Source organism: Streptomyces sp. NPDC102270 (genome assembly GCF_044766405.1).
Lineage (GTDB): Bacteria > Actinomycetota > Actinomycetes > Streptomycetales > Streptomycetaceae > Streptomyces.
Window position 1 is genome coordinate 54,533 of record NZ_JBIWLX010000021.1, and the last position, 23,746, is coordinate 78,278.

General features: G+C 67.5%; 28 protein-coding genes. 15 read left to right on the forward strand and 13 right to left on the reverse strand.

The window, feature by feature from the left end; translation table 11 throughout:
* Nucleotides 1-26: 26 nt before the first annotated feature.
* A complete protein-coding gene (locus ACIRP7_RS36255) occupies nt 27-464 on the reverse strand; it encodes a glutaredoxin domain-containing protein (RefSeq protein ID WP_403668375.1) in 438 nt (145 codons plus the stop codon).
* A 138-nt stretch (nt 465-602) separates the two neighbouring features.
* Between ACIRP7_RS36255 and ACIRP7_RS36260 the strand changes: the two genes are divergently transcribed.
* A complete protein-coding gene (locus ACIRP7_RS36260; RefSeq protein ID WP_403668689.1) occupies nt 603-2,048 on the forward strand; it encodes an NF041680 family putative transposase in 1,446 nt (481 codons plus the stop codon).
* On the opposite strand, the gene ACIRP7_RS36265 is transcribed toward ACIRP7_RS36260, so the two are convergent.
* The gene (locus tag ACIRP7_RS36265; protein WP_403668378.1) at nt 2,045-2,686 is read right to left on the reverse strand and encodes a hypothetical protein; all 642 of its coding nucleotides are present in this window, start codon (nt 2,684-2,686) and stop codon (nt 2,045-2,047) included. The genes ACIRP7_RS36260 and ACIRP7_RS36265 overlap by 4 nt on opposite strands.
* Nucleotides 2,687-2,802: 116 nt before the next feature.
* Complete coding sequence (locus ACIRP7_RS36270; protein WP_403668381.1) at nt 2,803-3,417, reverse strand: DUF4158 domain-containing protein; 615 nt, start codon at nt 3,415-3,417, stop codon at nt 2,803-2,805.
* A gap of 986 nt (nt 3,418-4,403) precedes the next feature.
* Between ACIRP7_RS36270 and ACIRP7_RS36275 the strand changes: the two genes are divergently transcribed.
* Entirely contained in the window at nt 4,404-5,039 is a 636-nt protein-coding gene (locus tag ACIRP7_RS36275; RefSeq protein ID WP_403668384.1) for a hypothetical protein, read from the forward strand.
* A 92-nt stretch (nt 5,040-5,131) separates the two neighbouring features.
* Here ACIRP7_RS36275 and ACIRP7_RS36280 read toward each other — a convergent pair whose 3' ends face one another.
* Both ACIRP7_RS36280 and ACIRP7_RS36285 read right to left on the reverse strand, forming a co-directional pair.
* The gene (locus tag ACIRP7_RS36280; RefSeq protein WP_403668387.1) at nt 5,132-5,254 is read right to left on the reverse strand and encodes a hypothetical protein; all 123 of its coding nucleotides are present in this window, start codon (nt 5,252-5,254) and stop codon (nt 5,132-5,134) included.
* A 151-nt stretch (nt 5,255-5,405) separates the two neighbouring features.
* Complete coding sequence (locus tag ACIRP7_RS36285) at nt 5,406-6,260, reverse strand: hypothetical protein (RefSeq protein ID WP_403668390.1); 855 nt, start codon at nt 6,258-6,260, stop codon at nt 5,406-5,408.
* Nucleotides 6,261-6,545: 285 nt separating this feature from the next.
* On the opposite strand from ACIRP7_RS36285, the gene ACIRP7_RS36290 reads away from it, so the two are divergent.
* The 6 genes from ACIRP7_RS36290 to ACIRP7_RS36315 all read left to right on the forward strand — a co-directional run bounded on the left by ACIRP7_RS36290 (nt 6,546) and on the right by ACIRP7_RS36315 (nt 12,470).
* On the forward strand, nt 6,546-6,707 hold the full coding sequence (locus tag ACIRP7_RS36290; protein ID WP_403668392.1) for a hypothetical protein: 162 nt from the start codon (nt 6,546-6,548) through the stop codon (nt 6,705-6,707).
* A 373-nt stretch (nt 6,708-7,080) separates the two neighbouring features.
* Complete coding sequence (locus ACIRP7_RS36295) at nt 7,081-7,383, forward strand: hypothetical protein (RefSeq protein WP_403668395.1); 303 nt, start codon at nt 7,081-7,083, stop codon at nt 7,381-7,383.
* Between the two features lie 91 nt (nt 7,384-7,474).
* A complete protein-coding gene (locus tag ACIRP7_RS36300) occupies nt 7,475-8,011 on the forward strand; it encodes a 2'-5' RNA ligase family protein (protein ID WP_403668398.1) in 537 nt (178 codons plus the stop codon).
* Between the two features lie 183 nt (nt 8,012-8,194).
* On the forward strand, nt 8,195-9,394 hold the full coding sequence (locus ACIRP7_RS36305) for a tyrosine-type recombinase/integrase (RefSeq protein ID WP_403668400.1): 1,200 nt from the start codon (nt 8,195-8,197) through the stop codon (nt 9,392-9,394).
* Entirely contained in the window at nt 9,387-11,843 is a 2,457-nt protein-coding gene (locus ACIRP7_RS36310) for a tyrosine-type recombinase/integrase (RefSeq protein WP_403668403.1), read from the forward strand. The genes ACIRP7_RS36305 and ACIRP7_RS36310 overlap by 8 nt, the downstream gene beginning before the upstream one ends.
* 12 nt (nt 11,844-11,855) lie before the next feature.
* Nucleotides 11,856-12,470, forward strand: a complete 615-nt coding sequence (locus tag ACIRP7_RS36315; protein WP_403668406.1) for a hypothetical protein — start codon at nt 11,856-11,858, stop codon at nt 12,468-12,470.
* A 208-nt stretch (nt 12,471-12,678) separates the two neighbouring features.
* On the opposite strand, the gene ACIRP7_RS36320 is transcribed toward ACIRP7_RS36315, so the two are convergent.
* The 3 genes from ACIRP7_RS36320 to ACIRP7_RS36330 form a co-directional block, all read right to left on the reverse strand.
* Nucleotides 12,679-13,521: a maleylpyruvate isomerase family mycothiol-dependent enzyme gene (locus ACIRP7_RS36320; protein WP_403668408.1), complete on the reverse strand. Its 843-nt coding sequence runs from the start codon at nt 13,519-13,521 to the stop codon at nt 12,679-12,681.
* Nucleotides 13,522-13,598: 77 nt separating this feature from the next.
* On the reverse strand, nt 13,599-14,126 hold the full coding sequence (locus ACIRP7_RS36325; RefSeq protein ID WP_403668692.1) for a transposase: 528 nt from the start codon (nt 14,124-14,126) through the stop codon (nt 13,599-13,601).
* Nucleotides 14,123-14,662: a winged helix-turn-helix domain-containing protein gene (locus ACIRP7_RS36330; RefSeq protein WP_403668411.1), complete on the reverse strand. Its 540-nt coding sequence runs from the start codon at nt 14,660-14,662 to the stop codon at nt 14,123-14,125. The genes ACIRP7_RS36325 and ACIRP7_RS36330 overlap by 4 nt, the downstream gene beginning before the upstream one ends.
* Before the next feature lie 292 nt (nt 14,663-14,954).
* On the opposite strand from ACIRP7_RS36330, the gene ACIRP7_RS36335 reads away from it, so the two are divergent.
* The 6 genes from ACIRP7_RS36335 to ACIRP7_RS36360 all read left to right on the forward strand — a co-directional run bounded on the left by ACIRP7_RS36335 (nt 14,955) and on the right by ACIRP7_RS36360 (nt 19,608).
* Complete coding sequence (locus ACIRP7_RS36335; protein ID WP_403668414.1) at nt 14,955-15,164, forward strand: hypothetical protein; 210 nt, start codon at nt 14,955-14,957, stop codon at nt 15,162-15,164.
* A 152-nt stretch (nt 15,165-15,316) separates the two neighbouring features.
* Entirely contained in the window at nt 15,317-15,934 is a 618-nt protein-coding gene (locus ACIRP7_RS36340) for an RNA ligase family protein (protein WP_403668416.1), read from the forward strand.
* 468 nt (nt 15,935-16,402) lie between these two features.
* Entirely contained in the window at nt 16,403-17,176 is a 774-nt protein-coding gene (locus tag ACIRP7_RS36345; RefSeq protein ID WP_403668419.1) for a tyrosine-type recombinase/integrase, read from the forward strand.
* A gap of 88 nt (nt 17,177-17,264) precedes the next feature.
* Nucleotides 17,265-17,564 (forward strand): hypothetical protein, encoded by a 300-nt coding sequence (locus tag ACIRP7_RS36350; protein WP_403668422.1) that lies wholly within the window; start codon nt 17,265-17,267, stop codon nt 17,562-17,564.
* Nucleotides 17,561-17,788: a hypothetical protein gene (locus ACIRP7_RS36355; protein ID WP_403668425.1), complete on the forward strand. Its 228-nt coding sequence runs from the start codon at nt 17,561-17,563 to the stop codon at nt 17,786-17,788. The genes ACIRP7_RS36350 and ACIRP7_RS36355 overlap by 4 nt, the downstream gene beginning before the upstream one ends.
* 89 nt (nt 17,789-17,877) lie before the next feature.
* Nucleotides 17,878-19,608: a tyrosine-type recombinase/integrase gene (locus tag ACIRP7_RS36360; RefSeq protein WP_403668428.1), complete on the forward strand. Its 1,731-nt coding sequence runs from the start codon at nt 17,878-17,880 to the stop codon at nt 19,606-19,608.
* 332 nt (nt 19,609-19,940) lie between these two features.
* Here the strand turns inward: ACIRP7_RS36360 and ACIRP7_RS36365 are convergent, their stop codons facing one another.
* Nucleotides 19,941-21,236 (reverse strand): GNAT family N-acetyltransferase, encoded by a 1,296-nt coding sequence (locus ACIRP7_RS36365; protein ID WP_403668430.1) that lies wholly within the window; start codon nt 21,234-21,236, stop codon nt 19,941-19,943.
* A gap of 173 nt (nt 21,237-21,409) precedes the next feature.
* On the opposite strand from ACIRP7_RS36365, the gene ACIRP7_RS36370 reads away from it, so the two are divergent.
* Nucleotides 21,410-21,712, forward strand: coding sequence for a hypothetical protein (locus ACIRP7_RS36370; RefSeq protein WP_403668432.1), 303 nt, complete (start codon nt 21,410-21,412; stop codon nt 21,710-21,712).
* A 6-nt stretch (nt 21,713-21,718) separates the two neighbouring features.
* Here ACIRP7_RS36370 and ACIRP7_RS36375 read toward each other — a convergent pair whose 3' ends face one another.
* The 4 genes from ACIRP7_RS36375 to ACIRP7_RS36390 form a co-directional block, all read right to left on the reverse strand.
* The gene (locus tag ACIRP7_RS36375) at nt 21,719-21,946 is read right to left on the reverse strand and encodes a DUF6207 family protein (protein WP_403668435.1); all 228 of its coding nucleotides are present in this window, start codon (nt 21,944-21,946) and stop codon (nt 21,719-21,721) included.
* Nucleotides 21,947-21,996: 50 nt separating this feature from the next.
* On the reverse strand, nt 21,997-22,293 hold the full coding sequence (locus ACIRP7_RS36380) for a hypothetical protein (RefSeq protein WP_403668437.1): 297 nt from the start codon (nt 22,291-22,293) through the stop codon (nt 21,997-21,999).
* A gap of 91 nt (nt 22,294-22,384) precedes the next feature.
* On the reverse strand, nt 22,385-22,618 hold the full coding sequence (locus ACIRP7_RS36385; RefSeq protein WP_403668440.1) for a hypothetical protein: 234 nt from the start codon (nt 22,616-22,618) through the stop codon (nt 22,385-22,387).
* A gap of 13 nt (nt 22,619-22,631) precedes the next feature.
* The gene (locus ACIRP7_RS36390; RefSeq protein WP_403668443.1) at nt 22,632-22,997 is read right to left on the reverse strand and encodes a hypothetical protein; all 366 of its coding nucleotides are present in this window, start codon (nt 22,995-22,997) and stop codon (nt 22,632-22,634) included.
* Nucleotides 22,998-23,746 lie beyond the last annotated feature (749 nt).

The window sequence follows — 23,746 nt, forward strand, 5'->3', positions numbered from 1 at the left end:
GCTTCTCCGCGGGGCGCGGTTTCTGATCACGCGGACGGGGAAAGCTGTTCGCGCACCCATTTGGGATCGGGGTTGGTGTGTGGCTGGCCCGCCACGACGACGGTCGGCACGGTCTCGTTGCCGTCGTTGGCTGCTCTCACCGCTGCGGCTCCTGCCGGGTCGCGCCAGATGTTGACCCAGTGCAACTGACGGGCGCTGCGGCCCAGCCGTATGCGCAGTCGTATGCAGTACTTGCAGCCCGGCCGCCAGAAGACGACCGGTCGGCCGTCGACCGCACTGCGGCGTTGTGCCTCCAGCGCGCCGATCGGCCTTGGGAAGATCAGGGGTGAGTTGACGCCGGCGAGCGCGAGGAACGCCAGCAGGAGTGTTGCGGCTGTGCCAGGGCTCCCCTTTAAGATCTGCCCAGTCGCGACGGCTGAGCCGCTGAGCACAAGCAGCATCGGCAGGATCCAAGCGCGCATCATGGTCATGCAGGCTATCGATGAGTCGAAATGCTCCTCGAACTAGGCCGCTCACCTGGGTGTTCGCCGGACGCTGAGGCGGCCTTCATCTGATCATGTGCTCCGACCAAGGTGCACGTGACCACGACGAAGGCCGTGAAGGTGAGTCTGCTGCCTGATCAGATTCCAGGGGATGCGTTCGCGAAAGCGTCACGCTTCCGGGAGGACTTATTCGACAGTCTGAGCGCTCGCGGGGATGAATTGTTCGACCTCACGGATGCGCTGCTGTGTGCGGACGGGCCGGTGAGGGCGCCGGTGGACCTGACGTTGGTGGCTGAGCACCGGCGTGGGCACGGCGCCATGTATGACGCCCTGAACAGCGGGAACGTCGACGTGCCCCGTCTGCGGCAGGTGCTGGCCGGCCTGCCCATGCCGCAGGCCGGCGACGGCCGCCTGGTCCTCGCGGTCGACGTCAGCAACTGGCTCCGTCCCAACGCTCCCACCAGCGCGGATCGCCTGTTCTGCCACGTCTACGGCCGTAACGGACGGTCCTCGGACCAGTTCGTGCCCGGCTGGCCGTACTCGTTCGTCGCCGCCCTGGAATCGGGCCGGACGTCCTGGTGCCAACTGCTGGATGCCGTGCGTCTCGGCCCGGCCGACGACGCCGCCGAGGTCACCGCCGCCCAGGTCCGCCGGGTGGTCGTCGATCTGATCGAGATGGGCCGCTGGCACCCTGGCGACCGGGACATCTTGATCGTGTTCGACGCCGGCTACGACGCCCCGCGCATGGCCCACCTCTTGGCCGGGCTGCCGGTGGAAGTCCTGGGCCGGATGCGTACGGACCGGGTGATGCGCAAGCCCGTCCCGGTTCCGTGGATCTCCCCGCCGCAGGGTGGGCGGCCGCCGAAGCACGGCAAAGAGTTCCGCTTCGCCAAGCCGGAGACCTGGGGTGATCCGGACGCGGCCACGGTGCAGGTCACCGACCGGCACGGAACCGCCCGAGCGATGGCCTGGGACCGCATCCACCCCCGCCTGACCACCCGCTCCGCGTGGATCGACCACACCGGCGAACTCCCGGTCATCGAAGGCACGTTGATTCGTCTCCAGGTCGACCGTCTGCCCGGTGGCCACGACCCGCTGCCGCTCTGGCTGTGGTCGTCGGCCACCGGCCTGAGTGGCGAGGACGTCGACGTGCGCTGGCAGGCGTTCCTGCGGCGCTTCGACCTGGAACACACCTTCCGGCTGATGAAGCAGACACTGGGGTGGACCCGGCCGAAGCTCCGCACCCCCGAGGCCGGAGACCGCTGGACGTGGCTCGTGATCGCTGCCCACACCCAGCTCCGGCTCACCCGCGAAGCCGTGGCGGATCTCCGCCGCCCCTGGGAGAGGCCGGCCGAGCCCGCACGGCTCAGCCCGGCCCGTGTCCGCCGGGGGTTTCGGAACCTCCGCCCGCACCTGCACTGTCCGGCCCGTGCACCGAAACCCTCAACACCCGGTCCAGGAAGGCCGCTCGGCTCCAAGAATCGCCGCCCCGCGACCCGCTATGACGTCGGGAAAACGACCAGGCGACCCGAGAGCATCATCGAACGCGACAGCCTCGGAGGTTAAAAGACAAGCTCAGTGCCGTCCTCCTGGGCGACTGTGTAGGTCACCGGCACCCACTGGCTGCCGCGGTGCCGCATGGCCTGGCAGAACCCCACCGCCTGGAGCACCGTGTCGTCGGTGGAGGTGGCGACCATCGACAAGGTCTCGGTCAGGTCGAGCAGAACCTTACGGTGGCTGCGGAAGTGCCGCCGCATCAGCGACGCGTAGTTGTCGCCGTGGTGGGCGGAGACCAGTTCGTGGTCCTCCGAGAGCTTGGCCAGCCCGCCGGCCTTTTCCAGCCGCTCCAGCACCGCCTTGCCGCACTCGGCGTGCACCGCTTTCTGCTTGCGGACACTGGTGGGGACGGTGACCGACTCCCCGTCGAAGCCGACCGCGTCCCTGGCCGCCTCCAGCACCTCACCCAGCACCGCGATCAGCCGCTCGGACTCCGCCCGGTGCCGCTCACGGATCTTCTCCAGATCCTCCTTTGCCTTCTTCGTGATCGACCCCATGCGCTTGCACAGCATCGTCACCAGCTCGTCCCGGGCCCGCACCTTCGCCATGTGCAGCAGACTCGCCAGCAGCGCAAACCGCTTCACCATGCCGACCTTGGACATCTCGGCGGCATCCAGCACCTTCGCCTGCCCAGCGAAGTGCTCCACCTTCCCCGGCGGAACCCCCTGAAGCCATGTCGCCGTCGCCCCCATCGCTTCCAGCCTGTCCAGGTGGGCAAGGTGCTCGCGCAGGTGGGAGACCGTCGGCGCCTTCGCCGGGCAATTCAGCTCGTCGAACCTGTGCGACCGCCCGCAGGCACCCGCAGCAGTCCCAGCAACCGGGCGCGGTCGACCTCGTCCATCCGCGACACGATCGCTGCGAAGAAGTCCTCGTTCGCCTCGGTCCTGATCGCCGAGGCCATCTCGTCCAGCGTGCTGTAGCCGGGCAGCTCCATCCTCGCCTTGACCAGCTTCTCCAGCGCCACGTTGATCAGGTCGGCCGGGTTGTCCTTGGTCTGCACGGCCTCCCTAATCGCCACTGCAGCGACCTCCCGGGCCTTCTCCATGTCGTAGGCCACGCCGATCCGTTCACGGATGAAGTCCCGCTGCCGCCCAGCCGTACGCACCGAGTCGTGCCGCGGTGACACGCTCTCGTCCTGCTCCAGCAGACCGCGCACATGCCCGACCACCAACTCCGGCACCTCGCCCGGATCCGGGAAGTAGCCCAGCTTCTGGTAGCTCTTCAGCAGCACTACCAGCGCCAGCAGATGCTCCGGCGAGCGCGCCTTGCCTCGCGCCCACGCCATCTCGGCCGTGCCGGGGGTGAACGCCTCGTGCAACTCGCGAGAGGAGATCGTGCGCTTGAACCGCGGATACGCGGTACGTTCCACCGAAGCCATGCGCCGCATGATCCCGGCCGCTCACTCATACGAAGCACACGCAGCCGAGTCGATCACAGACACCACAAGCACATGACCAGCGAAGAAGCCCCAGCCACCCCGCCGCGAATCATCAGAAGAACCCACGAACGGGTGATCCACCGGTGGGCCAGCGAGCTTCAGATCACCACCGCAGACGGCCTACGGCACGTTTCCGGCCTATTCCGGCTGGCCTCCTCATCAGAACGTTGACCTGCTGGTTCAGGGGTGCGGCTGGATGGACAGCTTCCCCAACGAGGAGGCGTACCAGTGGGTGCGGCCTGCTGACCGATGAGGAGTGCACGCTGCCCTTCGCGGTCGGTCTGGACCTGAACACCGCGTTCCTCGCGGCCGCGGCCCGCCTGGCCTCGCCTCCGAACGTTCCTGGGGCGATCCCGCCTGTCCGGCGGGTGAATCAGCACCCGGACCCTGCCGCCGCAGGCCGGGTACGCGTTATCTCCAGGGGCGTGACCAAGCTGCAAACGCTGTACGGGCTGGCGCCGTTCGCCTTCGACCTGACCCTGCTCAACCGTGCAAAGTCGTCTGGTGATGGATCGGTGCAGGTCACTTGAGGCCGATGAGGGTCAGGGGCCCCGTAGGGGCGGAGGGCTGTTGTTGTGCGGAGTGCGGCGGCGATGTCGGTGTGGCCGGCGGTGCGGAGTCGGTTGATGGCGAAGCTGCGCAGGGCGGATCCGCGCCCTGTCCACGCTGGGGGCGTTCCTGCGCGCGTGCACCCAGGCCACGCGCTCCAACTCCACGCCGTGCAGCGCCGGTTCCTGGCCGCACTGCCGTCCGGGGCGCACGGCGTCGCGGTGATGATTCCGGACGTCTGGCGGTCTTGCGGGTAGCCGAGTCGGGCGGCGTCCCACGGTGAGGCCTGACCGGACTTCCACCCTCAGGATTTGATGATTCCGTGGCGAAAGCGGACGATAGAGCCATAGCAACCTCGGAACTGTGGAGGTATGACTATGTTCAGGAGATTTACGGCCTCGGCGATGGTGGTTGCCGCCGGGATCGGCGGCGGGCTCATCGCACCGTCGGCCGCCAACGCTCAGGACTCCGGGCCCAACACCTGCAGACAGGGATATGTCTGGCGGGTCGCGCGTGCCAGCGATCTCGTGTGCGTCACACCGCAGACGCGTACGGACACCGCCAACGACAACGCTCTGGCCCCCGGCCGGACCCTCCCGAACGGCTACTGCAAGCAGGGCTATGTCTGGCGTGAGGCATGGGGCTCCGACGACCTCACCTGCGTGACCCCGCAGACCCGCGCGCAGGCGCGATACGACAACAGTCAGGCCGATGACCGGCGGTTGGCGGTGCGGCTGTGGATCAATTCGGAAAACGGCACCCTCAAGGTCAGCGGCGACCACTTCAACGTAAACAGCTCAGTCCGCATCGTGTTCTCCGGCGCGGTCAACAGGTCCTGGACGGTCACGGCCGCCAGGCACTCCGGATACGCCGGGGGGAGCTTCGGTTTCGTCCCCGGCTTCACCGGACCATGCGCTCCCGGAAACCCGAACTCCCGGGTTCGCGCGGTCGATCTGACGTCGGGTCGAAGCACGGTCAGCGTCCCGTTCGTCTACTGCGTCAGGATCGACTGAAGCCCGTTCAAGGCCGGGTATCTGCCGCCCCGTGGGTGACCCTCGGGTCCGTTCGCTGCGCGGCTCTCAGCGGGGTGTGGCCGCTGCGCTCGCTAGCCGCTGTCGACCAGGTGCTCGGCGGGTAGCAGGCCGCGGCGGTGCAGGCGGGTGTGGATGCCGGGCAGGACCTTGCTGTCGTGGGTGGTGGCCGCGATGGTGGCCACGTCCGTGATCACGTTGGGGCTGTCGGGAGCACAGGTCTCGTCCGGGACGAGGGCGGCAGCCCGGGTCCGCCTTCCGTCTCGCGGGGCTCCCGGAAGTCCGGGCCGGAATCGCCAAAAGACGCGGGACTTCCCCAATTGGGGAAGTCCCGCTCAACCGCAGGGGTCAGCTCTCAACTAGCTCGGCATCCACGATGACGTCCTCATCGACGGTGTCGGCATCGGCGTCGACCTTCACCTTGCTGAGGATTCGGCCGATGCGGCGGATGGCATCTTGCTGTCGCTGGGCTTCCTCGCCGCTACGAGCCTTGCGGGCAGCCTTGTCTTCAGTGGCGTCCTCGACTGCCTGCCGCGCCGCATTCAGTAGCTGCAGCGCCGCGTCTACCGGATCCGAGCTTCGTTCGGATGCGCGGCTCTGCTCGCGCTCCGCCTCGCCCCGTTGTGCGGGCATGACGGCTTCGGGTGCCGTCGTCCAGGCTGCGCTGACCGCCTGGCTTCGCTCAGCCGGATCGGAAACGCCCTTGGCTGCCGCCAGCGCCTTCTTCACGCGCTGCTGAACCTGGTTGGCTACGAGCCGCACCCCGCCTGTCTGGTGAGCCCAGTACAGCTCTGCGTAGGCGCGCGCGGCCTCTTGGTCGCTGGTGCGCTCCGCGTACGGTTGCAGCTTTCGCAGGTGACTGTCAGGTAGGGGCCGACCCAGCTCCTTCTGCACGGTCTGCGCCAGACGCCACGTCTTCTGGAGTCGATCCGCCTCGCTGGTGGAGAGGCCGTCGTGCTCTTGGGCCAGATACTGCTCCCAGGTACGGGTGCCGTCACCGCGGTACAGGCGGCGCCTTCGGACAACTTCCAGGGAGAAGCCGAGCATCCAGCGGGCTGTGCGGGCGTTGTCGACGGCTCGGTGGGCCTCGGCGAGGAGACGCTGCTCGTGCTCGTCAAGCGGTCCGCGCGCGGTCTCCGGCGTAGCGTCCACGTCGGGCAGGGACAGTCCCCAGTGCTCCATCGTGAAGGGCTGAGCGCGCATCTGCGGAGGATCAGCGGGCTGTTGCGGGGCTCAGATGTCCCACGTGCAGCGGGATGCGCCGACGCAACGTCAGCAGCCTGTGTCAGCGCCGCCAGTGCCGCCAGCGTCACTGCCACCCCATCGTTCTCGCTCGTAGCATGAAAGCTCCTTCGAGTCGATGCTCTCTGCAGTCACTACAGCCTGCCTACCTCCCCACACCAGGAACAGTTCGCAAAGGCAGTTGACAGACCCTTGTCCGATAGCGCCACCTGGAATGGCCTATACCGGGCGACTATGCAGAGAGCGATGGCCTCCGAATGCTTATCACCTGCCGACGCGAGCCGCCGGCTACGCACCATCGCCGCCCACACCGGCCTTCAACCCGAGCAGATCCTCGCCCAACTCGCCGACCGGGTCCGCATGAACGACGACGGCACCCTGACAGTCGACACCTTCACACCGCAGTGAAGCGCGGAGCGCTCCACTGACTTCGCCGTCGTACCTAACATCCGCCCGTGATTACGACATAACCCATGTGTAAGGCCGTCGAAGGCCCGGACCCGTTCCGGGCCTTCTGTCATCCCTCTGAGGTTCCGGGCCCGCAGCCGTTGTCTGCGGCCCGGCTCACGGCACCAGGGGGTGAGGAAGGACCGCTGAGAGATCAGTCCGCTCGGAGGGGAGCAGGGGCAATGCCCGATGAAATCTGTGCCACGCTGGCTTCAGCGTCTCGTCCAGGCACGTCGACTGGTGAGGGCTGGGCCGACCGCGCGGCTTCCCCCACGCGGACGACACCAGGCAGGTGTCCGCCACCCGCCCACTCCCTCACGTCGCGGAGAGCCGCGTGAAGATCCTGTCCTCCCTTGTGCTTCCTGGTGTCAGCATCGGCGGCATAGCCGCCGGCCTTCCGGGTCCGATCGTGGCCCTGTGCATTGTGGTGGCCCTCGCCCCACGCCTCCTGGCTGGCTGGACCGACCACGCACGGATGCGGCGGGACAACGCTTTCAGGGAGAAGATCCTGGCCGCCGTGCCCGGCCTGCCGGAGAGTGAGCGTGCTGACGTTCTGTGTGAGCTGACCCGCGCTCTCAACGCGAGCGCGCCGCCGCCTCCCGATCCTGCGGCGCCTGGTCAAACACCGCTTTCATGACCTCATGCCCGGCCTCGCGCGCGGCCCCGCCGTCGCGCGAGCCGTACCCGAGGCGCCCGATCCCCTCGCCCGCCGCTGATACATATGTGCGATGACAGGCGACGACTCCGGTGAGTTTCAAGCAGGGCGGTCGGGACTCATCGTGAGGGTCCCAGAGGCAGAACCTGCTGTTCGAGCTTGGCGTGACCGGCTGGACCCGTCAGCCCGTGCGGGTGTTCCGGCTCATGTCACCGTCCTCTTCCCGTTCCTCGACGAGAGCCGCATCGACAACGATGCCTGTGCTGTTATCGGAGAAGTGATCGGGCGTCACCGGTCCTTCGAGACGCAGTTCGAGCACTGCGGGCGATTCCCGGGGATCTTGTATCTCGTCCCCGAACCGGACATCCCGTTCCGCCGGCTCACCGAGGCGATCGCGGACCGGTGGCGGGAGGCCCCGCCGTTCGGCGGGCAGTTCGACGAGGTCGTCCCGCATCTGACCATCGCCCAGGGGCAGGACGATGCCGTGCTCGAGGAGGCCGCGGCCGACCTTCGCGGCCGGCTTCCCGTCACTGCCCACGTGTCGTCGGTCGATCTGCTGGTCCACGACGGAACAAGGTGGCAGCAGCGAGCGTCGTTCGCGCTCCGGTGATCCCTTCGTTCCGCTGGGGCCAGAGAAGTCGTTCATAGCCAGCCCTGCCCCCGATCACGGAGCCCGACCCGTCCGCGCTGATCTGCCCCGGCGACAAGGCCGGTCCCTGCACCGGCTGACTTGTTAACTGCACCTTCTCTGACTCGTTGAGCGAGGGGATCGAGATCCCCTTAGGAGAGTCTGTTGCAGCAGTTTCACCGCGCCCTGATCGAGGGACGGGCCGATGTCCCTCGGGTGGGATGTGTCATCGAGGTGGAAACGTCGTACCCCCGCTATGTGGTGTTGGACGCTACGGGAGCACTTCTTGAGCCCGTGGTCCAGTACCTGCGGGACCTCGCTCTGAGCGACAACCACCCGCTGACCTGCCGGAGCTACGCCTTCGATCTGCTGCGTTGGTTCCGCGTGCTCTGGTTCCTTGAGGTCCCCTGGCACAGGGCGACTGAGGCGGAGACCAGCGCCCTGGTGGGCTGGCTCCGCGTCACGGCGAACCCGCAACGGCGCCGGCGCAACCCTGACGCCCCGCCACCCGAGTCGGTGAATGGCCGCACCGGCAAGAACTACCTGCGGGTCGGCTACGCACCGAGCACGATCAACCACAACATCACGGTGATCAGCAGCTTCTATGCCTTCCACGGGCACCACGGACGCGGCCCCGTGGTCAACCCGGTCCCCGAGGCGTCCGCGCTGCGGCACGTCCTAGCTCACCGCGATCCAGACGCTGCTCCGCCCGTGTTCAGGCGGGCACGCCTTCGTCAACGGGTCCCGAGTACGGAGCCACGAGCCATCCCGGACGCAATGTGGGACGAGCTCTTCGCAGCGATGACCCACGACCGGGACCGAGCTGCGGTGCTCCTCTATGTCTCCAGCGGCGCCCGGGCCAGTGAGCTGCTGGGCGTCACTCCGGCCGACATCGACTGGTCCCGTCAGCTGATCTATGTGGTGACCAAGGGAAGCCAGGAACGCGAGCCGGTGCCCGTCAGCCCGCAGGCCCTCGTGATCTTGGCGTCCTATCTGGACAGGGCCGGCCTTCCACCTGCCCATGAACCAGTCTTCCGGACACGTCGAGGGCCGGAGAAGCCGCTGTCCTACTGGGCGATGCGGCGGGTGATGCAGCGCGCGAACGAGAAGCTGGGCACCAACTGGACACTCCACGACATCCGGCACACGGCCGCGAACCGCATGGCGAACGATCCGGCCCTCACCTTGCCGCAGGTGCGTGTGATCTTGAGGCACAGCGACCTGGCGACCACGGGCCGCTACCTAAACGCCCGGGTCGAGGAACTCTTTGAGGCCCTGCAAGCCCACTACAACCGGCTCCCTGTCGAGCAGAGGTTCGCTCCGGGCTATGACCCGGAGGACTTCAAGGCGGTGTTCGGTGGTTAAAGCTTCTACGGTCGAGACCTACACGATCCGGGACCGGCGACGAAACTACCGTGGTGGTGAACGGCAGGACGTAACCCGGTTCGTGAGTACCGTGGTGAAACCCGCTCCCGCTCCGAGACCCGAGAATCCGCCCGCACCGTCCGGTGATCTCTCACGCGCCACGGTCCCCGATCTAATCGACATCGCCGCGGAGATTCTGCGCGATGCCAGCGAGGGGGTCCGTGAAAAGCGCCGCGCCGGCATCCGCACGCTGTTCGACCATCTGGCGACTCATCCAGGCGAGACTTGGCAAGAGCGATGGGAGGCTGCCGGCTTCAACGCGGAGGGCGCCCCGCCGGTCAGCATCCTTGCCTCAACCCGGAGCCAGGCCAGCAGCGCGACCTCTGCACTGAAGATGGCATTCGGCCTGCGGATCATTCAGCCCTCCCTGTCAGGGTTCCGGGTGAACAGGTTCTCCGGCTACGCCGAGCCGTTCCGCTTGCTGCAGGAAGATCCGGCGCTGGACGAATTCTTCAAGGTGGTCGACGCCCATACACGGCTGAACTCGGTCCACAAGCACCGGGCGAAGTTCGACATCACCTGCGCGCTCACCACTCAGGGCATCGCCCTGGAGCACGTGACGCCCTCGGCACTTCTGCATTACTCGTTGGAGAACAAGCGGCTCGGGCTCACGCACGGAGCCTGCAACAAGGACAAGACCCGATTCGCCGCTCGGGCCGCCTGGGAAGTGCTCCTGGAGATGGGGCACTTCACTCAGGGGACACCCCGTACGGTGCGGTCATGCTTCCAGCAGGGCCAGCACAGCGTCGAGGGCCTCGTCGACCGCTACAAGATCGAGAACGCTGCTGTCCGACAGCTGCTGATCGACTACCTCGCTCGACGGAAGGCCGACACCGACTACACCACGCTGGACGGACTGGCCCGCCATCTGGCCGCCAACTTCTGGGAGGTCATCGAGCGCATCGCCCCTGGTCAGAAGGACCTCAGGCTCAGCCCAGAGATCTATGAACAGTGGCTGGCCGAGATCCAGTTCTGGAGAGGCGACAGATCCAAGATCCGCCAAGACAGGGCCTCGATCCTGCTCTCGGTCCGCGGCTTCTACATCGACCTCCAAAGCTGGTCCGTCACCGAACCGGAACAGTGGGCGCAATGGGTCGTTCCATGTCCGATCCGGCCGCGCGACCTCAAAGGATTCAGGCAGCGGCGACGTGAGATCCACCGGCGGATGGCCGATCGGACCCGGATTCGCCAGCCCCTGCTGCCTGTGCTCGTCCAACACGTCGAATCACGGCATGAGCACTTTGCCGGCCTGCGTGAGGTCGCACGCTCCACACCCCTCGGCGCCCAGTTCACCTATCGAGGCCGCCACTACCGCCGCAGCAACTCCCCAGAGGACCGACGGCGGATCAAGACGCCCGAGGGCCCCACCATCCGAGTCATGGACGAGGAAACAGGCAAGATGGTCCACCTGGACCGAGCCGAGGAGATGGCGTTCTGGGACTGGACTGTCATCGAGGTCCTCCGGCACAGCGGCATCCGGATCGAAGAACTGACCGAGCTCACCCACCTGAGCATCCGCCAGTATCAGCGGCCCAACGGGGAGATCATCGCGCTCCTGGTGGTCGCCCCTTCCAAGAACGAGCGCGAGCGCGTCATTCCCATGTCGCCCGAACTCTTCCACGCCATCGCACAAGTCGTCCGCCGACAGACGAAACACGGCCGACCGATCCCTCTGCTGAGCCGCTACGACCCCCAGGAAAGAACCTGGTCAGAACCCATGCCTTTCCTGTTCCAACGCCAAATCGGCACTGTCCACAGCGTTTTGGCCCCCAACACTGTCGTCAGGATGCTCGCGCGGCGATGCGAAGAGATCGCGCAGACGAACAAGGCATTCGAGGACGCTACTTTCACCCCGCATGACTTCCGCAGACTGTTCGCCACAGAAGTCGTCAACGGCGGTCTCCCGGTCCACATCGGCGCTGCCCTGCTCGGGCACCTGAATCTCCAAACCACGCAGGGCTACGTCGCCGTCTTCGCGGAGGACATCGTCGGCCACTACCAAAAGTTCCTCGACCACCGCAGGTCGCAGCGGCCCGAAGACGAGTACACAGACATCACCCCCAAGGAGTGGGCGGAGTTCGAAGAGCACTTCGACAAGAGGAAGGTCGAGCTCGGCAACTGCGCTCGCCCCTACGGCACACCGTGTCAGCATGAGCACGCATGCATCCGCTGCCCAATGCTCCAGATCAACCCGAAAATGCTGCCCCGTCTCGACGAACTGGAGAAAGACCTGGTCATGCGGCGGAAGCGCGCGGAGGAGGAACAGTGGCTGGGGGAGATCGAGGGCATCGACCTGACCTTGACGTTCCTGCGGACCAAGCAAGCCGACGCCATCCGCTCACGACGACGAACAACTGTTGACCTTGAGTTTCCGCGCCCTCGCGGCTGAGAGGCTGTCCTCATGATGGACAAAAGAGGCGGGGTTGAAGGCCAGGCCGTTCACCCAGGCAAGTACGCACGTGTCGAACGGGAGAGACGGTTCCTGCTGGCCGAGCCACCAGCACCATCGGCGGTGACCGTCAGTCGCGTGATCAACGATCGGTATGTGACAGGAACGCGCTTGCGGCTGCGTCGGGCCGATTTCTCGGATGGCCGCTGTGAGCTCAAGCTCACCCAGAAAGTCCCGATCTCGCAGCGCGGGGCCATCCAGGGCCTGATCACGAATACGTACTTGTCGCCAGCCGAGTACGACGTGATCGCCTCACTGCCGGCCTCCCTGCTGTCGAAGACCCGCTTCAGCGTTCCCCCCTTGGGTGTCGACGTCTTCGACGGCTACTTGCAGGGCCTGGTACTCGCAGAAGCCGAGTTCACTACAGATGACGAGGCCCAGTCCTTTATCCCCCCGGTTGAGTGCGTCGCAGAGGTCACCGACGACACCCGCTTCACGGGAGGGTGCCTCATCCAGGCTTCCCGCCACGAGCTGCTCGGGTGGCTAGCCGAATACGGGCTCCACCCGGATGCCTCCTATCAGCACGCCCCATGCCACCCCGAATCCCCTCGCCGCCCATTCAGGTGAAGTGCAGAGAAGCCAGCGCAAGACCCATCGTTAGGGCACCGGCGGCAGCCCGCTGTGCCAGTGGTGCATGGAGCCGGTGAAGGCCGGCTGGGGGGCGACCGTGCGATTCGTCAGCACCCGCCCCTGAGCATCCAGCCTTTCCGGACGAACGTAGTCACTGAACTTGAATGCGTGATGTCGGTGTCCATCGCTGGTGCTGTTGACGTCGTCAGTAGATGATGGACACGATCTGGCACGCGGCTTTGGCGAGCTGACGATCTCCTTGCACATGGGCGCGGGACAGGGCAGCCGCAGGATCGATGTTCCGCGTAGCCAATCGCCAGACGGTTTCTGTGTCCAGCAGCACGGCTGCGGTTGGTCGGCCACTAGGCGCTTCGGCCAGCGACCATCGGTCCGCTGTGGCAGTCGCCGCCCAAGTGCCGCCGGCGGTGCCCTTGGCGATCATCTGGACCTGCGCCCCGATTGGTGCTGACGTGCGCCGGAGCGTGTGGGGCAGGGCCCGCATGAAGGTATCGAGGACCACGGCCAGGGCACGCGGCTCCGGGTCGGTGTTGCGGCCGATAGCGTGGCGAATCTGCTGGCGGTGAGTCCAGTGCTCGGTGAACTCCCGGGCGATGTCCAGCCAGGCTGGCGCGGGGTCGACACCTGCCCACGACACGCCTAGGGCGTCCGCGTCAAGGTTGGCTGTGGCGAATTCGTGGGTGAGCTGGGTGCCTGCCGCTGCCAGGGCGTCGATGAGCGAAGCAGGGCTGTCGTCCGCGTGCAGCTCGACCCATTCCTGATTCGTGCGGTGGATGAACGCCTCGACCGTCTCCCCATCGACGAAGCCGTTCCGGTAGTCGTGGCCGAGGCGGCCGTAATAGTCACCGAGGAGGTGGGCGGCAACGTCGTGCACCGTCCAGTGCCCGGCTGCCGTCCTGCTCCAGTCGGATGCAGTCAGGCCACGCAGCGTGTCAAGCAGCGACCTGAGTTCCGGACCGAACAGTGGACGCGCGTCGATCGGGTTACCCAGCCAAGAAGTGCGGGACATGCCTTTGGACTCGGAACTCATGGCCACAGCCTGTCAGCCAGGAGCCGTGGCCTGCCAGCGAATACTCCCGCCTGGGAGCGTCCGGGTGACCCACAGCGTCAGCCGTCCGCGATCAGCCCGGTGGCGGCCAGACAGGCGTCCACCAGATCGGGGCGGTACTGGATCTGCTTGAGCCGGCGTTTGACGGCCATGGTGATCTGGGCGAGGTCAGCGGCGGCGAGGTTGCCGATCTCGCGTTTGACCAGTGACCAGATGCCCTCCTGGGGATTGATGTCCGGCGCGTAGGCGGGCAGCTGGAAGACGGTGAGCCAATGTGCGTTCGCGGCGATGAATTCCCGCATGCCGGCAGTCAGGTGCAGGCGCGCGTTGTCCCACACCAGCACGATCGGCCCGCCGAGCTGGAGGCGCGCACGCACCAGCAGGTTGCGCAGATCTCTCCAGCCGAAGCCCTTCGGCTCATCCTTGCGGCCGTGGTACTCGCGTACTGCGTAGATCAGCCTGGAACGCTGGCCGGGTTTGTAGCAGACCATCCCGGCCATCGACACCCGGCCCGAGCCCCGGCCGCGCACCCGCACCACCGGCGTCCGGCCGACCCGGCCCCAGGTCCTGGCGCGCGGCGGCGTCATCGACTGCCCGGCCTCGTCCTGGAAGACGAGCCAGGCGCCGATTGCCGCCGCGGTGCTCTTACCCGCGGCCAGACCTCCTTCTTCCACAGCTCCACCGCCGCATCGTCGCGCTCGATCGCCCGTCGGCAGGGCTGCTGCCAGGACCAGCCCTGCCGCTTCAGCAGCCGCCAGGTTCCCTCCACGGTGTAGGAGACGTGGAACAGCCGACCGATCAGCGTCTTCACCCGCGCCAGCGTCCACCGCTGATCTGACCACCCGTGCGCCAGCGGCCCGCGCTCCAACTCCCGCTCCAGTCGCGCAAACTGCAGCTCGCTGAGCTTGGGGCGGCCCGGTGAGCCCAGCGACAACAAGCCGGTCTTGCCGCGCTCGCGCCAAGCCCGGCGCCACCGTTCAACCGACCGCTCGCTCACCCGTAACGCGACCGCGACCTCGCGGTTCTTCTCCCCGCGCTCGAAGCGTTCCACGGCCTGCAGCCTGATCCGCTCCCGCGCGGCCCTTTTGGCGTCCGTCAACCCGCCGCCCTGCGCATACCTCACGACCAGAGAGCTACCGGCACCGACCACCCCGCGTCAGGCGAACCGACCCGACATCACCCAATCAAGTTCAGCAGCAGCTGCGTAGCCGTACAGCATCAGCAGGCCTACGTTGGCACCATGACCAGAGTCCAGCCGGGAACCGTCGCTGTTCGTGTCGTCGGTGGCCCTGACTCAAACGGCGACCAGTTCCTGAACGAGCTCGCTCAGTCTTTCCCGGACACTGCGCCGCGTCTCCCGTCCGAACTGCGATGGAGTGCCCCGCACACCGGATCCGTGTGGAGCAGGGCATTCGATGTGGGAATCGTTGCTCAAGCGGCGCAGCGGCCGCAAGGCAGCGATGGAGCGATGGAGCGATGGAGCGATCATCTGGGTACAGGGCGAGCGGGAGGACGTTCAGGTCCTCCTTGGCGTCCTCGATCTCTGGTTCCGTCGGGAGAATCAAGATCCGGTGCATCCCGCCGATCGGTACGTAGAAATCGCCATGGAGCTCACACCGCACTGACACCTGCCCAGGCCCGGTTCGCTTCGCGCGGCCGGGCTCGCGCGCGGGCGGCGCGGCCGAACCGCCGCGGCCGCGCCGCCCGCACCACCACCGCCTGCTGGCCGCGGGAGCGCCAGCAGGCGGCCGTCGTTCGCGGAGCGCACGCTGATCGTGTGGAGTGGCCCGTTGACGTCGCGCTCGCGCGGCCCGTGACCCATCTGCCGACCGGACCGTGGGCGTACGAGGTGAAGGTCGACGGCCACCGCACCGTGCTGTGGCGCACCGAGGACAGCGTCCAGCTGCAGTCGCGGACCGGCCGCGATGTCACCGCTCTGTGGATGGACCTCGCCGTGGCCGGCATGCGCCTGCCGCCGGGAGTGATCCTGGACGGCGAGGCCGTCGTATACGTCGCCGACGGCGATCGTGCCCGGATCAGCTTCAGTGCGGCGCAGTCCCGCGGCCTCTCCACGCCCCGCCGGGCCCGTGAGCTCGCTGGCCGACACCCGGCGACGTTCGTGGCGTTCGACATTCTCGCCCACCCCGCTGTCGGCCTCCCCGACCTTCGCGCGCACCCCTACAGCGAGCGCCGCCAGGTCCTGGTGGATGTGCTCGCCGAGGTCGGGCCGCCGATCGAGCCGGTGTGGTCGACGACCGACCGCTCCGAGGCGCAGATCTGGTTCGAGGCGCTCGAGGGAACGGGCGTGGAGGGGATCGTCGCCAAGCCGCTGCAGTCCGCGTACACGCCGGGCAAGAGGGTCTGGTGTGTTGACTGCACCATCTCAGCGAAGTGAGAGTGCAGCCTTCGAACCCGGCGACGGCAAGGGGCGGTACTGGTCCATGGATCTACGGGAACTTTTGACGAGGGGGCAAGCGCTCCCAGTGCAGGTGGGTGCGGTCATGGAGACCGGCCGCGAGGACGTTCCGTTCCTCGTGGTGGATGCCCAGGGCAATGCCCTTCCCGAGGTGGAAGTTTGGGTGCGCGACCTGATGCAGGGGACGCCCGCCCGAAGACCTGCCGTTCTTACTGCTATGCCCTGCTGACTTGGTACCGAGTGTTGTGGACGCTGGGGCGTCCCTGGGATCGAGCCACCGAGAATGACACGGCTGTGATGGTCGGTTGGCTTCGCGTCGCACGCAACCCGCAACGGCGTCGGCGCCGAGTGGATGCTGCTCCGGCGGGGTCGGTGAATGTACGGACGGGGAAGCGTGCTCTGCCCGAGGGCTACAGCGCCTCGACGGTCAACCTGACGCTGGCGGCGATGCGGGGCTTCTACGAGTTCCACGCCCATTTCGGGGAGGGGCCTGCGGTCAACCCGGTGCCGGAGTCGCACCGTCAGCGCTTGCTGAACCGGCATCACGCCCCGGACGCCCCCTGGCAGGTGAGCCGTCGTAGTCGGCTGCGGCAGAAGACGGTGGAGCAGTCTCCTCGGTCCATCCTGGACATGCAGTGGGACGAGATGTGCGCCAGCTTGCGGTGCGACCGGGATCGTGCCCTGCTGGCCTGCTACGTCAGTTCGGGAGCGCGCGCCACAGAGTTGCTGAGAGTGCTCGGTGCGGACGTCGACTGGGCTGGGCAGCGCCTGTGGGTGATCTCCAAGGGGAGCACCGCTCGGCGGGCGGTGCCCATCTCGCCTGAGGCCGTGCGATGGCTGGCCCGGTACATCGCGGCCCGCGGGCCGCTCGATCTGCAGGAAGTGGTGTGGCGGACCCGGCGCGGTGAGTCACGGCCGCTGTCCTACTCCGCTATGCGGCGGGTGATGCAGCGGGCGAACGAGGTGCTGAGCACGAACTGGACGCTGCACGACATGCGGCACACGGCGGCGATCCGGATGGCCAACGACCAGGCGCTGAGCCTGACCGACGTGCAGACGATCCTCGGTCACCGCGATATCCGGACCACCACCCGATACACCGTGCCGCGGGTGGAGGAGATGTTCGACCGCCTGCAGACGTTCTATAGCCGACCGAGGCACGAGCCGAGGCTGCCAGCTGGATACGACCCGCAGGACATGGAGGTCGTTTTCGGTGGCTAGGGCTTTGTCGGAGACCACCAGCCGCACCCGGCGCCGGGCACTGCCTGCTGCGGATGCGCTGAACAGCCGTTTCGTGGAAGGTGCCGGTGTGGTGCAGCCGGAGCCGGCCACGCCGAATCCTCCGCAGCCGTTCGGGAACCTCGCGGCGGCTTCGGTGAAGGAGCTGTTCGAGGCGGCGAACATGACCGGGGTCGGTGACGCGTCGTCGGTCCGGTCCAAGCGGCGGCAGTCGATCAGCGCGATCACCCAGTATCTGTCAGCGTTCCCTGGCAGAACCTGGCAGGAGCGGTGGACCGCGTCGGAGTTGGACGACGCGGAGGATCCAATCCCGTTCAGCCAGGTGCGCCGGCGCTGGGTGGAGACCGGGTCGATCGCGTGCAGGGCGTGACCTTGATGACGACGTTCCGCGCCATCCATCCGTCGCTGCGGGCGTTGCGCGCGAACATGCTGCCGAACTTCGCCGAAGTCTTCCTGACCGGGCAGGGCACCGCCGAGATCGACGCGGCCCTCAGGGCTATCGAGTCATCTCCCTATTCCGGGCTGTCCCGACGACGCGCCCGTCACGACCTGGCTGCGGCGCTGGTTACCCAGAAGATGCGACGAGCGACCTGACGCCATCGGCACTGCTGCACTACGCCTGGGAATGGCGGCGTATCTGCACCACCATCGGCAACGGCGAAGTCTCTTTCGGAGCCCGGGTGTTGTGGGAGATTCTGTGCGAGACCGGCCACTTCCCGCCGACCACGCCCAACACCCTGCGCCGGGCCCTGAACGGAAATCCGCACGATTTGGCCGCACTGATCAGCAGATACGAGCTGCGGAACAAGGCTGTCGAGCGACTGCTGGTGGAGTACATGCGCATCCGGGTCGCCGATGGTCTGGACTTCTCCAGTGCTTCGGGCCTCGCCCGCACGCTGGCCCACAACTTCTGGCAGACGATCGAGTCTGTCAACCCGGACCAAAATAATCTTCGGCTCTCCCCAGAGACCTACAGAGCCTGGCTGGAGCGTATTTCGGTCAAGGCCGACGGACAACCGCGGATCGACACCGACAACATCCAGCTCGCCGTGCGGGCCTTCTACCTGGACTTGTCTGCCTGGGCCACGGCCGAACCGGAACGGTGGGGCATGTGGGCCGCACCGAACCCCATTCCGCCCAGCGCCACCCGCGGCTACGCCGTCCGGCAGCGCCGTCGGCAGGAAGGCATCGCCGACCGCATCCGCGTCCTGCAGCCCCTCTTGCCCCGCCTGGTACAGCACATCGACGATGAACTGGCTGCCGCCCGCCGGCTACTGGCTGCCGCTCAGAAAGCGCAGCCCGGCGAGGTCTTCACCCGCGAAAAAATCGCCTACCGCAGGATGTGGACCAAGTACGACAGCGACCGGGCCCGCTGGGACGGCACCGCACCGGTGCGCGTCCAGCGCCTGTCCGACGCGACGGTCACCAACGCCGAGCTCACCGAGGACGCCGCATTCTGGACCTGGGCCGTTATCCATACTCTGCGGCTGACCGGCGTCCGCATCGAGGAGTTGCTGGAACTGAGCCACCTGAGCATCCGGCAGTACCAGCGCCCCAATGGCGAGGTCATCGGACTGCTGGTGATCGCCCCGTCCAAGACCGATCGCGAGCGGGTCATCCCCATGTCCGCCGAGCTGTTCCACGTGATCGCCGAGATCATCCGTCGGCACACCCGCACGGGCAGGCCCATCCGGCTGGTGCGGCGGTGGGACCAGGCGGAGAAGGAGCTGAGCGAACCGCTGCCGTTCCTGTTCCAGCGCCACAGCAACACCGCCAGCGGCTGCATCTCCGAGAACGTGGTCACACGCATGCTCCGCGGCGCCTGCCGATCCCTCGCCCCTGCCGACCCCCGCTTCAGCACCGCGAAATTCACCGCACACGACTTCCGACGCCTCTTTGCGACCGACCTCGTCAACAACGGTGTGCCCATCCACATCGGCGCCGCCCTCCTGGGCCACCTGAGCCTGCAGACCACCCGCGGTTACGTCGCCGTCTTCGACGAAGACGTAACCCGCCACTACCAGCAGTTCCTCGACAACCGCCGACACCTGCGGCCCCAGGCCGAGTACCGGCCCGCCACGACCGACGAGTGGTCCGCATTCGAGGACCACTTCGACACCCGCAAGGTCGAACTCGGCACCTGCGGCCGCCCCTACGGAAGCCCCTGCCAGCACGAGCACGCCTGCCTCCGCTGTCCCGTCCTGCGGATCAACCCCGACATGATCCCCAGGCTGAAAGTGATCGAGCAGGACCTGATTGACCGCCGGACCCGTGCCGAACACGAAGGCTGGAAAGGCGAAATCGAAGGCATCGAGCTGACTCTCTCCCTCCTGCGGCAAAAGCATGCCGAGGCCCTGCGGCTGTCCGGTCACCCGCGTACTGTCCACCTGGGGATGCCCTCCGCCGCCCCGTGACCGCCACGGCGCGCAGGTTGCCTAGCAGGGCGGATCATTGCCTCTGCGGAGCGATGAACCGGCGCCCTTTGTTGGACGACGCTCTGCATGTTGATGAAGCATCGGGTTCGCGATGAGCATGCTGGGCAGCCCGTGCCTGCTTCTCGCCGAACACGACGACAGCGGGCCCGGCCCCGGACCGTCACCTGGCGTAAGGAGACAGACACCGGGCGCCCCGCTATGACGTGGGCAAAACAGTCCGACGCGCGAGGACCCTCATCGCCCTACAACGGTTGGAAGATCAGAGAATCACCTGAGGCCGACGGCCTCACCCGCTGTCACGCACCGTCTTGTCAGAAGCCGAACGAGTTGTGCGGTTCGGGGTCGGTCCAGAACATCCGGGCAAGCTGTCCGATCGCGCCGCCGGTGTGCGGGGTGATGTGGCCCGCGTACGCCAGGTGGTGCGCCGACATGCCACCGAAGTAGAGCGAGCTGAGCGCTGAGAGCCTGATAGTCAGGTCCGCCGTCTCGTCGGTCGGAACACACGTCACCACGGGGCCGTCTGCTCTCAGATGCCATGTCCTGTTGTTCGCCCGGCACATTTGGTCGTCGTCGATGGTGAACCTCAGCTCGCCGGGCGTGAGGTACGAGCGTTGCGTCAGGGCCCGGGGGACGTCGAGAAGGCGCGCCCAGAGGTTGTCCGTCTGGCGGGTGACGCGCATCGCCCGCGGGTTGGTGAGCATCCACCGCAGGGGTTCGTCGCGCGGACGCCCCGGCGCCACGACGGTCTTGGTGAGGTCGAAGTCAATCAGTAGCCCCCACAACGCGCGGTAGGCCACAGCGCTCGTCGCCTCCAGCGCTTCCACCACGAGCGTTCCCGCACGGTCCGCAGTCGGAGACCACGGCAGTCGGAAGTTGGCAATGCCGTCCACATCGCCGTGCTGGTCGCGGTGGACGAGAAAGCTCAGTGGTCCGTTTGTGCCGTCTGCTTCGTCGGACAGCCCGTCCCAGCGCCCGGGGAGAGGGCTGAGCTCCCCGACGCGGTGTGCACGCACGTCCGCATGCACCCGAGGCCAGGCCTTCTTCGCCTGCGCGGCGTCGACCAGCTCCAGCGACCCGGGATTCGGCTCCGCCTGAAGGAGGGCCGCTTCATGGCGGGCCAGCTCCCACCGGGTGCGGTAGGTCGCGGGCGAGAAGCCGAACCGTCCATAGATGCTGCCCTCGCTTGCGCTGAGCATCGCCAACGGCTCGCCTCGCTCCAGGGCCGCCTCGAACATGGCCTGCATCATCTGCCGCAGGTAACCGCGCCGGCGATGTGTCGCGATCACCCCGGTAGCAGTGACGCCAGCCATCCTCCCCGTTCCCCCGCCAGGGACCGTCACCTCGAAGGAGATGGTCGCCGACGCGCCGACACAACTGCCGTCGACGAACGTCGCGATCGGATGGAAGGACTCATCCTTGATGTCGGCTGCCGCCAACTTCTCGAGCTGCTCCGCACTCGCAGGCGTGCGCTGTGGAGGCCACGGCTCGGGGCCACCATGCCACGCAGCGTCCGCAGGCTCCCAGCTCGGTAACCCGTTCGCGAACGGCAATGCCCGGTAGTAGGCAGCCATCTCATCTCGCCGCGGCGGACGGACCTCAGTCACCATGCCGGACATTGCATCCACCACCCTCACAGACGAGCAACCGAATATCCGCTCAGGGCTCGTCCTTCAGCCAGATAGCCAGGAGCGACCAGGGCGGGGACAGCACGATGTGGAGCGGTCAGACCTTGAAGAACTGAGCCTGCAGCAGCCTTGTACACCGCGTTGAAGATCAATGGTTGGTGCAGTTAAGGGCGAAGGTCAGGCACGCGGACACCGTCGACGCCACCGTGGTCGGCTTCACCGGCACGGCCCGGCATCCGAAGGCCCTCGCCGTACGCCTGCCCGACGGGCGGGGGGCGCTGTCCCAGCGGCTGACCACGGCGCTCGCGTCCGTCGTCGGCCCGCGCCTTCTCCCCCAGGCCGGGCGGGCGTTCACGATGGCCGGCGACTCCTACGCGCCCGCCGTCGGCGACGTAGTGGTGGAGGTTGTGGCGGGCACGACCCGGCACGCGGTCGTCACGGTGATGCGGCTGCGCTGACCGGTGTCAGGCTTCGTCCGGCGCAGCCGGGCTGAGCGGCTGGCGCAGGTCCAGGCAGCAGCGCAGCCGTACGCCGGGCTCCCCCGCATCCCGCGTCGTCCGCTCCGCTGTCGCCGCTGGCCACCGGTCGGCGAGCAGCTGCTGGAAGGCGAGGGCGGTGGCGTCGTCGGCGGCGGCGACGTCGACGACCAGGAGGCCGGGCTCACTCACGTGCGCCTCGTTGATGGGGTCCATGGACGGCACTACGCCCGGGCTGCCGAGCGGGTTCCGCCGCTGTGGTGTCTTCACCCGACCGAGTGCAGGTGATCAGGGGCTGTCGCCTGCCCAGTCCCAGCGGGCCGGGTTGGGCCGGGGCGCGGGTCGTACAGCGCCCGCCCGCCAGGGCCGAACTGCCCGAGCTCGGTGAGGAGGGAGACACCGTCGTCGATCTCCTTCGGCCTCCAGCCGGTGATGTCGAGCAGCAGTCCGTCCAGCGGCCCGCCCATGAGTTCGGCGTAGTTGCGTCCCGGCTTCGGGCAGGGGTGGTCGTGGTCGGTTCCGTAGATCCGGCCGCGCAGCAGTTGCTCATCGTCGCTTTCCATGCCCTCCAGCCTCGCAGCCGCCACCGACAACGAGGGCTTGCCCAGGACTGCCTGGGCAAGCCCTCGCGTTGTCAGGGGTGGCTTGCCCGGGTCAGCTGCGCCAGCGTCCGAGCCAGCCGCCGGCCCTCGCGGCCTGCGCCTCCTCCTCCTGGAGCTCGCGCTCCTGGCGCTCGCGTTCGGCCTGTTCCGCGTGCCGCTCCACTTCGAGCGCCCTGGCCTTGCAGTCGTCGCACAGGTGCGGGTGGCTGTCCCCGCGGCCCCAGTCGACCGCGATGCTGGCCTTCCACCGGTCGTCGGTGAACTTGGTCCCGCAGTCGGTGCACACCGGACGCTGCGCCTCACGTTCGGCGGCTTCCTGCGCGAGACGGCGCCGCCCCTCTTCGGCGCGGCGGGCGAGGGCGGCGTCCCGGCGGGGGTTGCCGATAGCGTCCCAGAGGTTCCGCCGGTCCTTCGCGGCCGAAGCGCCAGAACGCGGGCCCGGTCGGTCCGTGCTCGCGCAGCAGCTCCAGCGTGGTCGCCACGATCGGCATCTTCCCCTGGTAGGCTGGCGTCTTCTTGAGGGTGTGCCGGTACGTCAGGTGCGGTGAGGACAGGCGCTGGATCTGGTCCGCCGTCGCGGCCTTGAGCACCCCGAGCACGCGCAGCACATCGGCGCGCAGGTTGTTCGTCGATCCCGCCTCGTTCGTCTTGCGCTTGCCCGCCATCAGCCCCGCCCTCCCATGCGTCGCGGCCGGCCACCGGCCGAGCGCCGGCCCCGCCCGGCCGCAGAGGGCACCCGGCGCGCCGTGAACCCGATGATCGCCTCCACCACTGACACCCCACCCCCACCTATTTCCCGGGCTTGGTCAGTGAGAGGAGGAGAGAAGAGGGTTGTGACGACGCCCCGGAGCGCCGAAAAGCCGTGGTGTGCTGGGGAAACGCGGTCCGCGCTCGTGCCGGGCACGGAAGTGGGTACGGCAGTGGGATCGCAAGCGCCGGCGGCAGGAGACTGCGGCGGCTTGCCCACCCGACCAGCCCTCCCGGCTCGAGGTGCGCGGCTCCATGGTCGGCGGCGCGGTCAGGGTACGGCGGGCGCCTGTGTTCGGTCATCATCGGCGGTCTCTCCCTTGTGCGTTGGCTTCCACCGGCCCGGTGACGGCCGGTGGCACGCTCGCGCGAGGGAGAGCCGCCCCGATGGCTCGGTGGCCGCTGCATGCCCCTCCTGCGGGCGCGTGGCGGCCATCGTGAACGCCCACCCCTTGTCCGCGATCTGACGGCGGCCGGTAGCGAGGTCGGTCAAGGAGGAACGCACGCTCCTGGCGGCCCGACCACGATCGGACAAGGGGTCCGTGGTCGGCCCGACCACGACTCGACAAGGGGTCATGGTCGGGCCGACCAGACTCGACAAGGGGCCCGCTTCAACCCATGCAGCACCAGTTCGCCCCGCTTTGGAGACGGGGGAGAAATCTCCGGA

Coding starts and splice junctions, on each gene's coding strand:
- ACIRP7_RS36345 (WP_403668419.1), top strand. CDS start 16,403: ATGCGGGGCTTCTACGAGTTCCACGCCCATTTCGGGGAGGGGCCTGCG.
- ACIRP7_RS36255 (WP_403668375.1), bottom strand. CDS start 464: ATGATGCGCGCTTGGATCCTGCCGATGCTGCTTGTGCTCAGCGGCTCA.
- ACIRP7_RS36375 (WP_403668435.1), bottom strand. CDS start 21,946: ATGGACCCCATCAACGAGGCGCACGTGAGTGAGCCCGGCCTCCTGGTC.
- ACIRP7_RS36335 (WP_403668414.1), top strand. CDS start 14,955: ATGTGGGAATCGTTGCTCAAGCGGCGCAGCGGCCGCAAGGCAGCGATG.
- ACIRP7_RS36285 (WP_403668390.1), bottom strand. CDS start 6,260: ATGCGCGCTCAGCCCTTCACGATGGAGCACTGGGGACTGTCCCTGCCC.
- ACIRP7_RS36275 (WP_403668384.1), top strand. CDS start 4,404: ATGTTCAGGAGATTTACGGCCTCGGCGATGGTGGTTGCCGCCGGGATC.
- ACIRP7_RS36315 (WP_403668406.1), top strand. CDS start 11,856: ATGATGGACAAAAGAGGCGGGGTTGAAGGCCAGGCCGTTCACCCAGGC.
- ACIRP7_RS36270 (WP_403668381.1), bottom strand. CDS start 3,417: ATGGCTTCGGTGGAACGTACCGCGTATCCGCGGTTCAAGCGCACGATC.
- ACIRP7_RS36380 (WP_403668437.1), bottom strand. CDS start 22,293: ATGGAAAGCGACGATGAGCAACTGCTGCGCGGCCGGATCTACGGAACC.
- ACIRP7_RS36320 (WP_403668408.1), bottom strand. CDS start 13,521: ATGAGTTCCGAGTCCAAAGGCATGTCCCGCACTTCTTGGCTGGGTAAC.
- ACIRP7_RS36390 (WP_403668443.1), bottom strand. CDS start 22,997: ATGGCGGGCAAGCGCAAGACGAACGAGGCGGGATCGACGAACAACCTG.
- ACIRP7_RS36325 (WP_403668692.1), bottom strand. CDS start 14,126: ATGACGCCGCCGCGCGCCAGGACCTGGGGCCGGGTCGGCCGGACGCCG.
- ACIRP7_RS36290 (WP_403668392.1), top strand. CDS start 6,546: ATGGCCTCCGAATGCTTATCACCTGCCGACGCGAGCCGCCGGCTACGC.
- ACIRP7_RS36300 (WP_403668398.1), top strand. CDS start 7,475: ATGACAGGCGACGACTCCGGTGAGTTTCAAGCAGGGCGGTCGGGACTC.
- ACIRP7_RS36365 (WP_403668430.1), bottom strand. CDS start 21,236: ATGGTGACTGAGGTCCGTCCGCCGCGGCGAGATGAGATGGCTGCCTAC.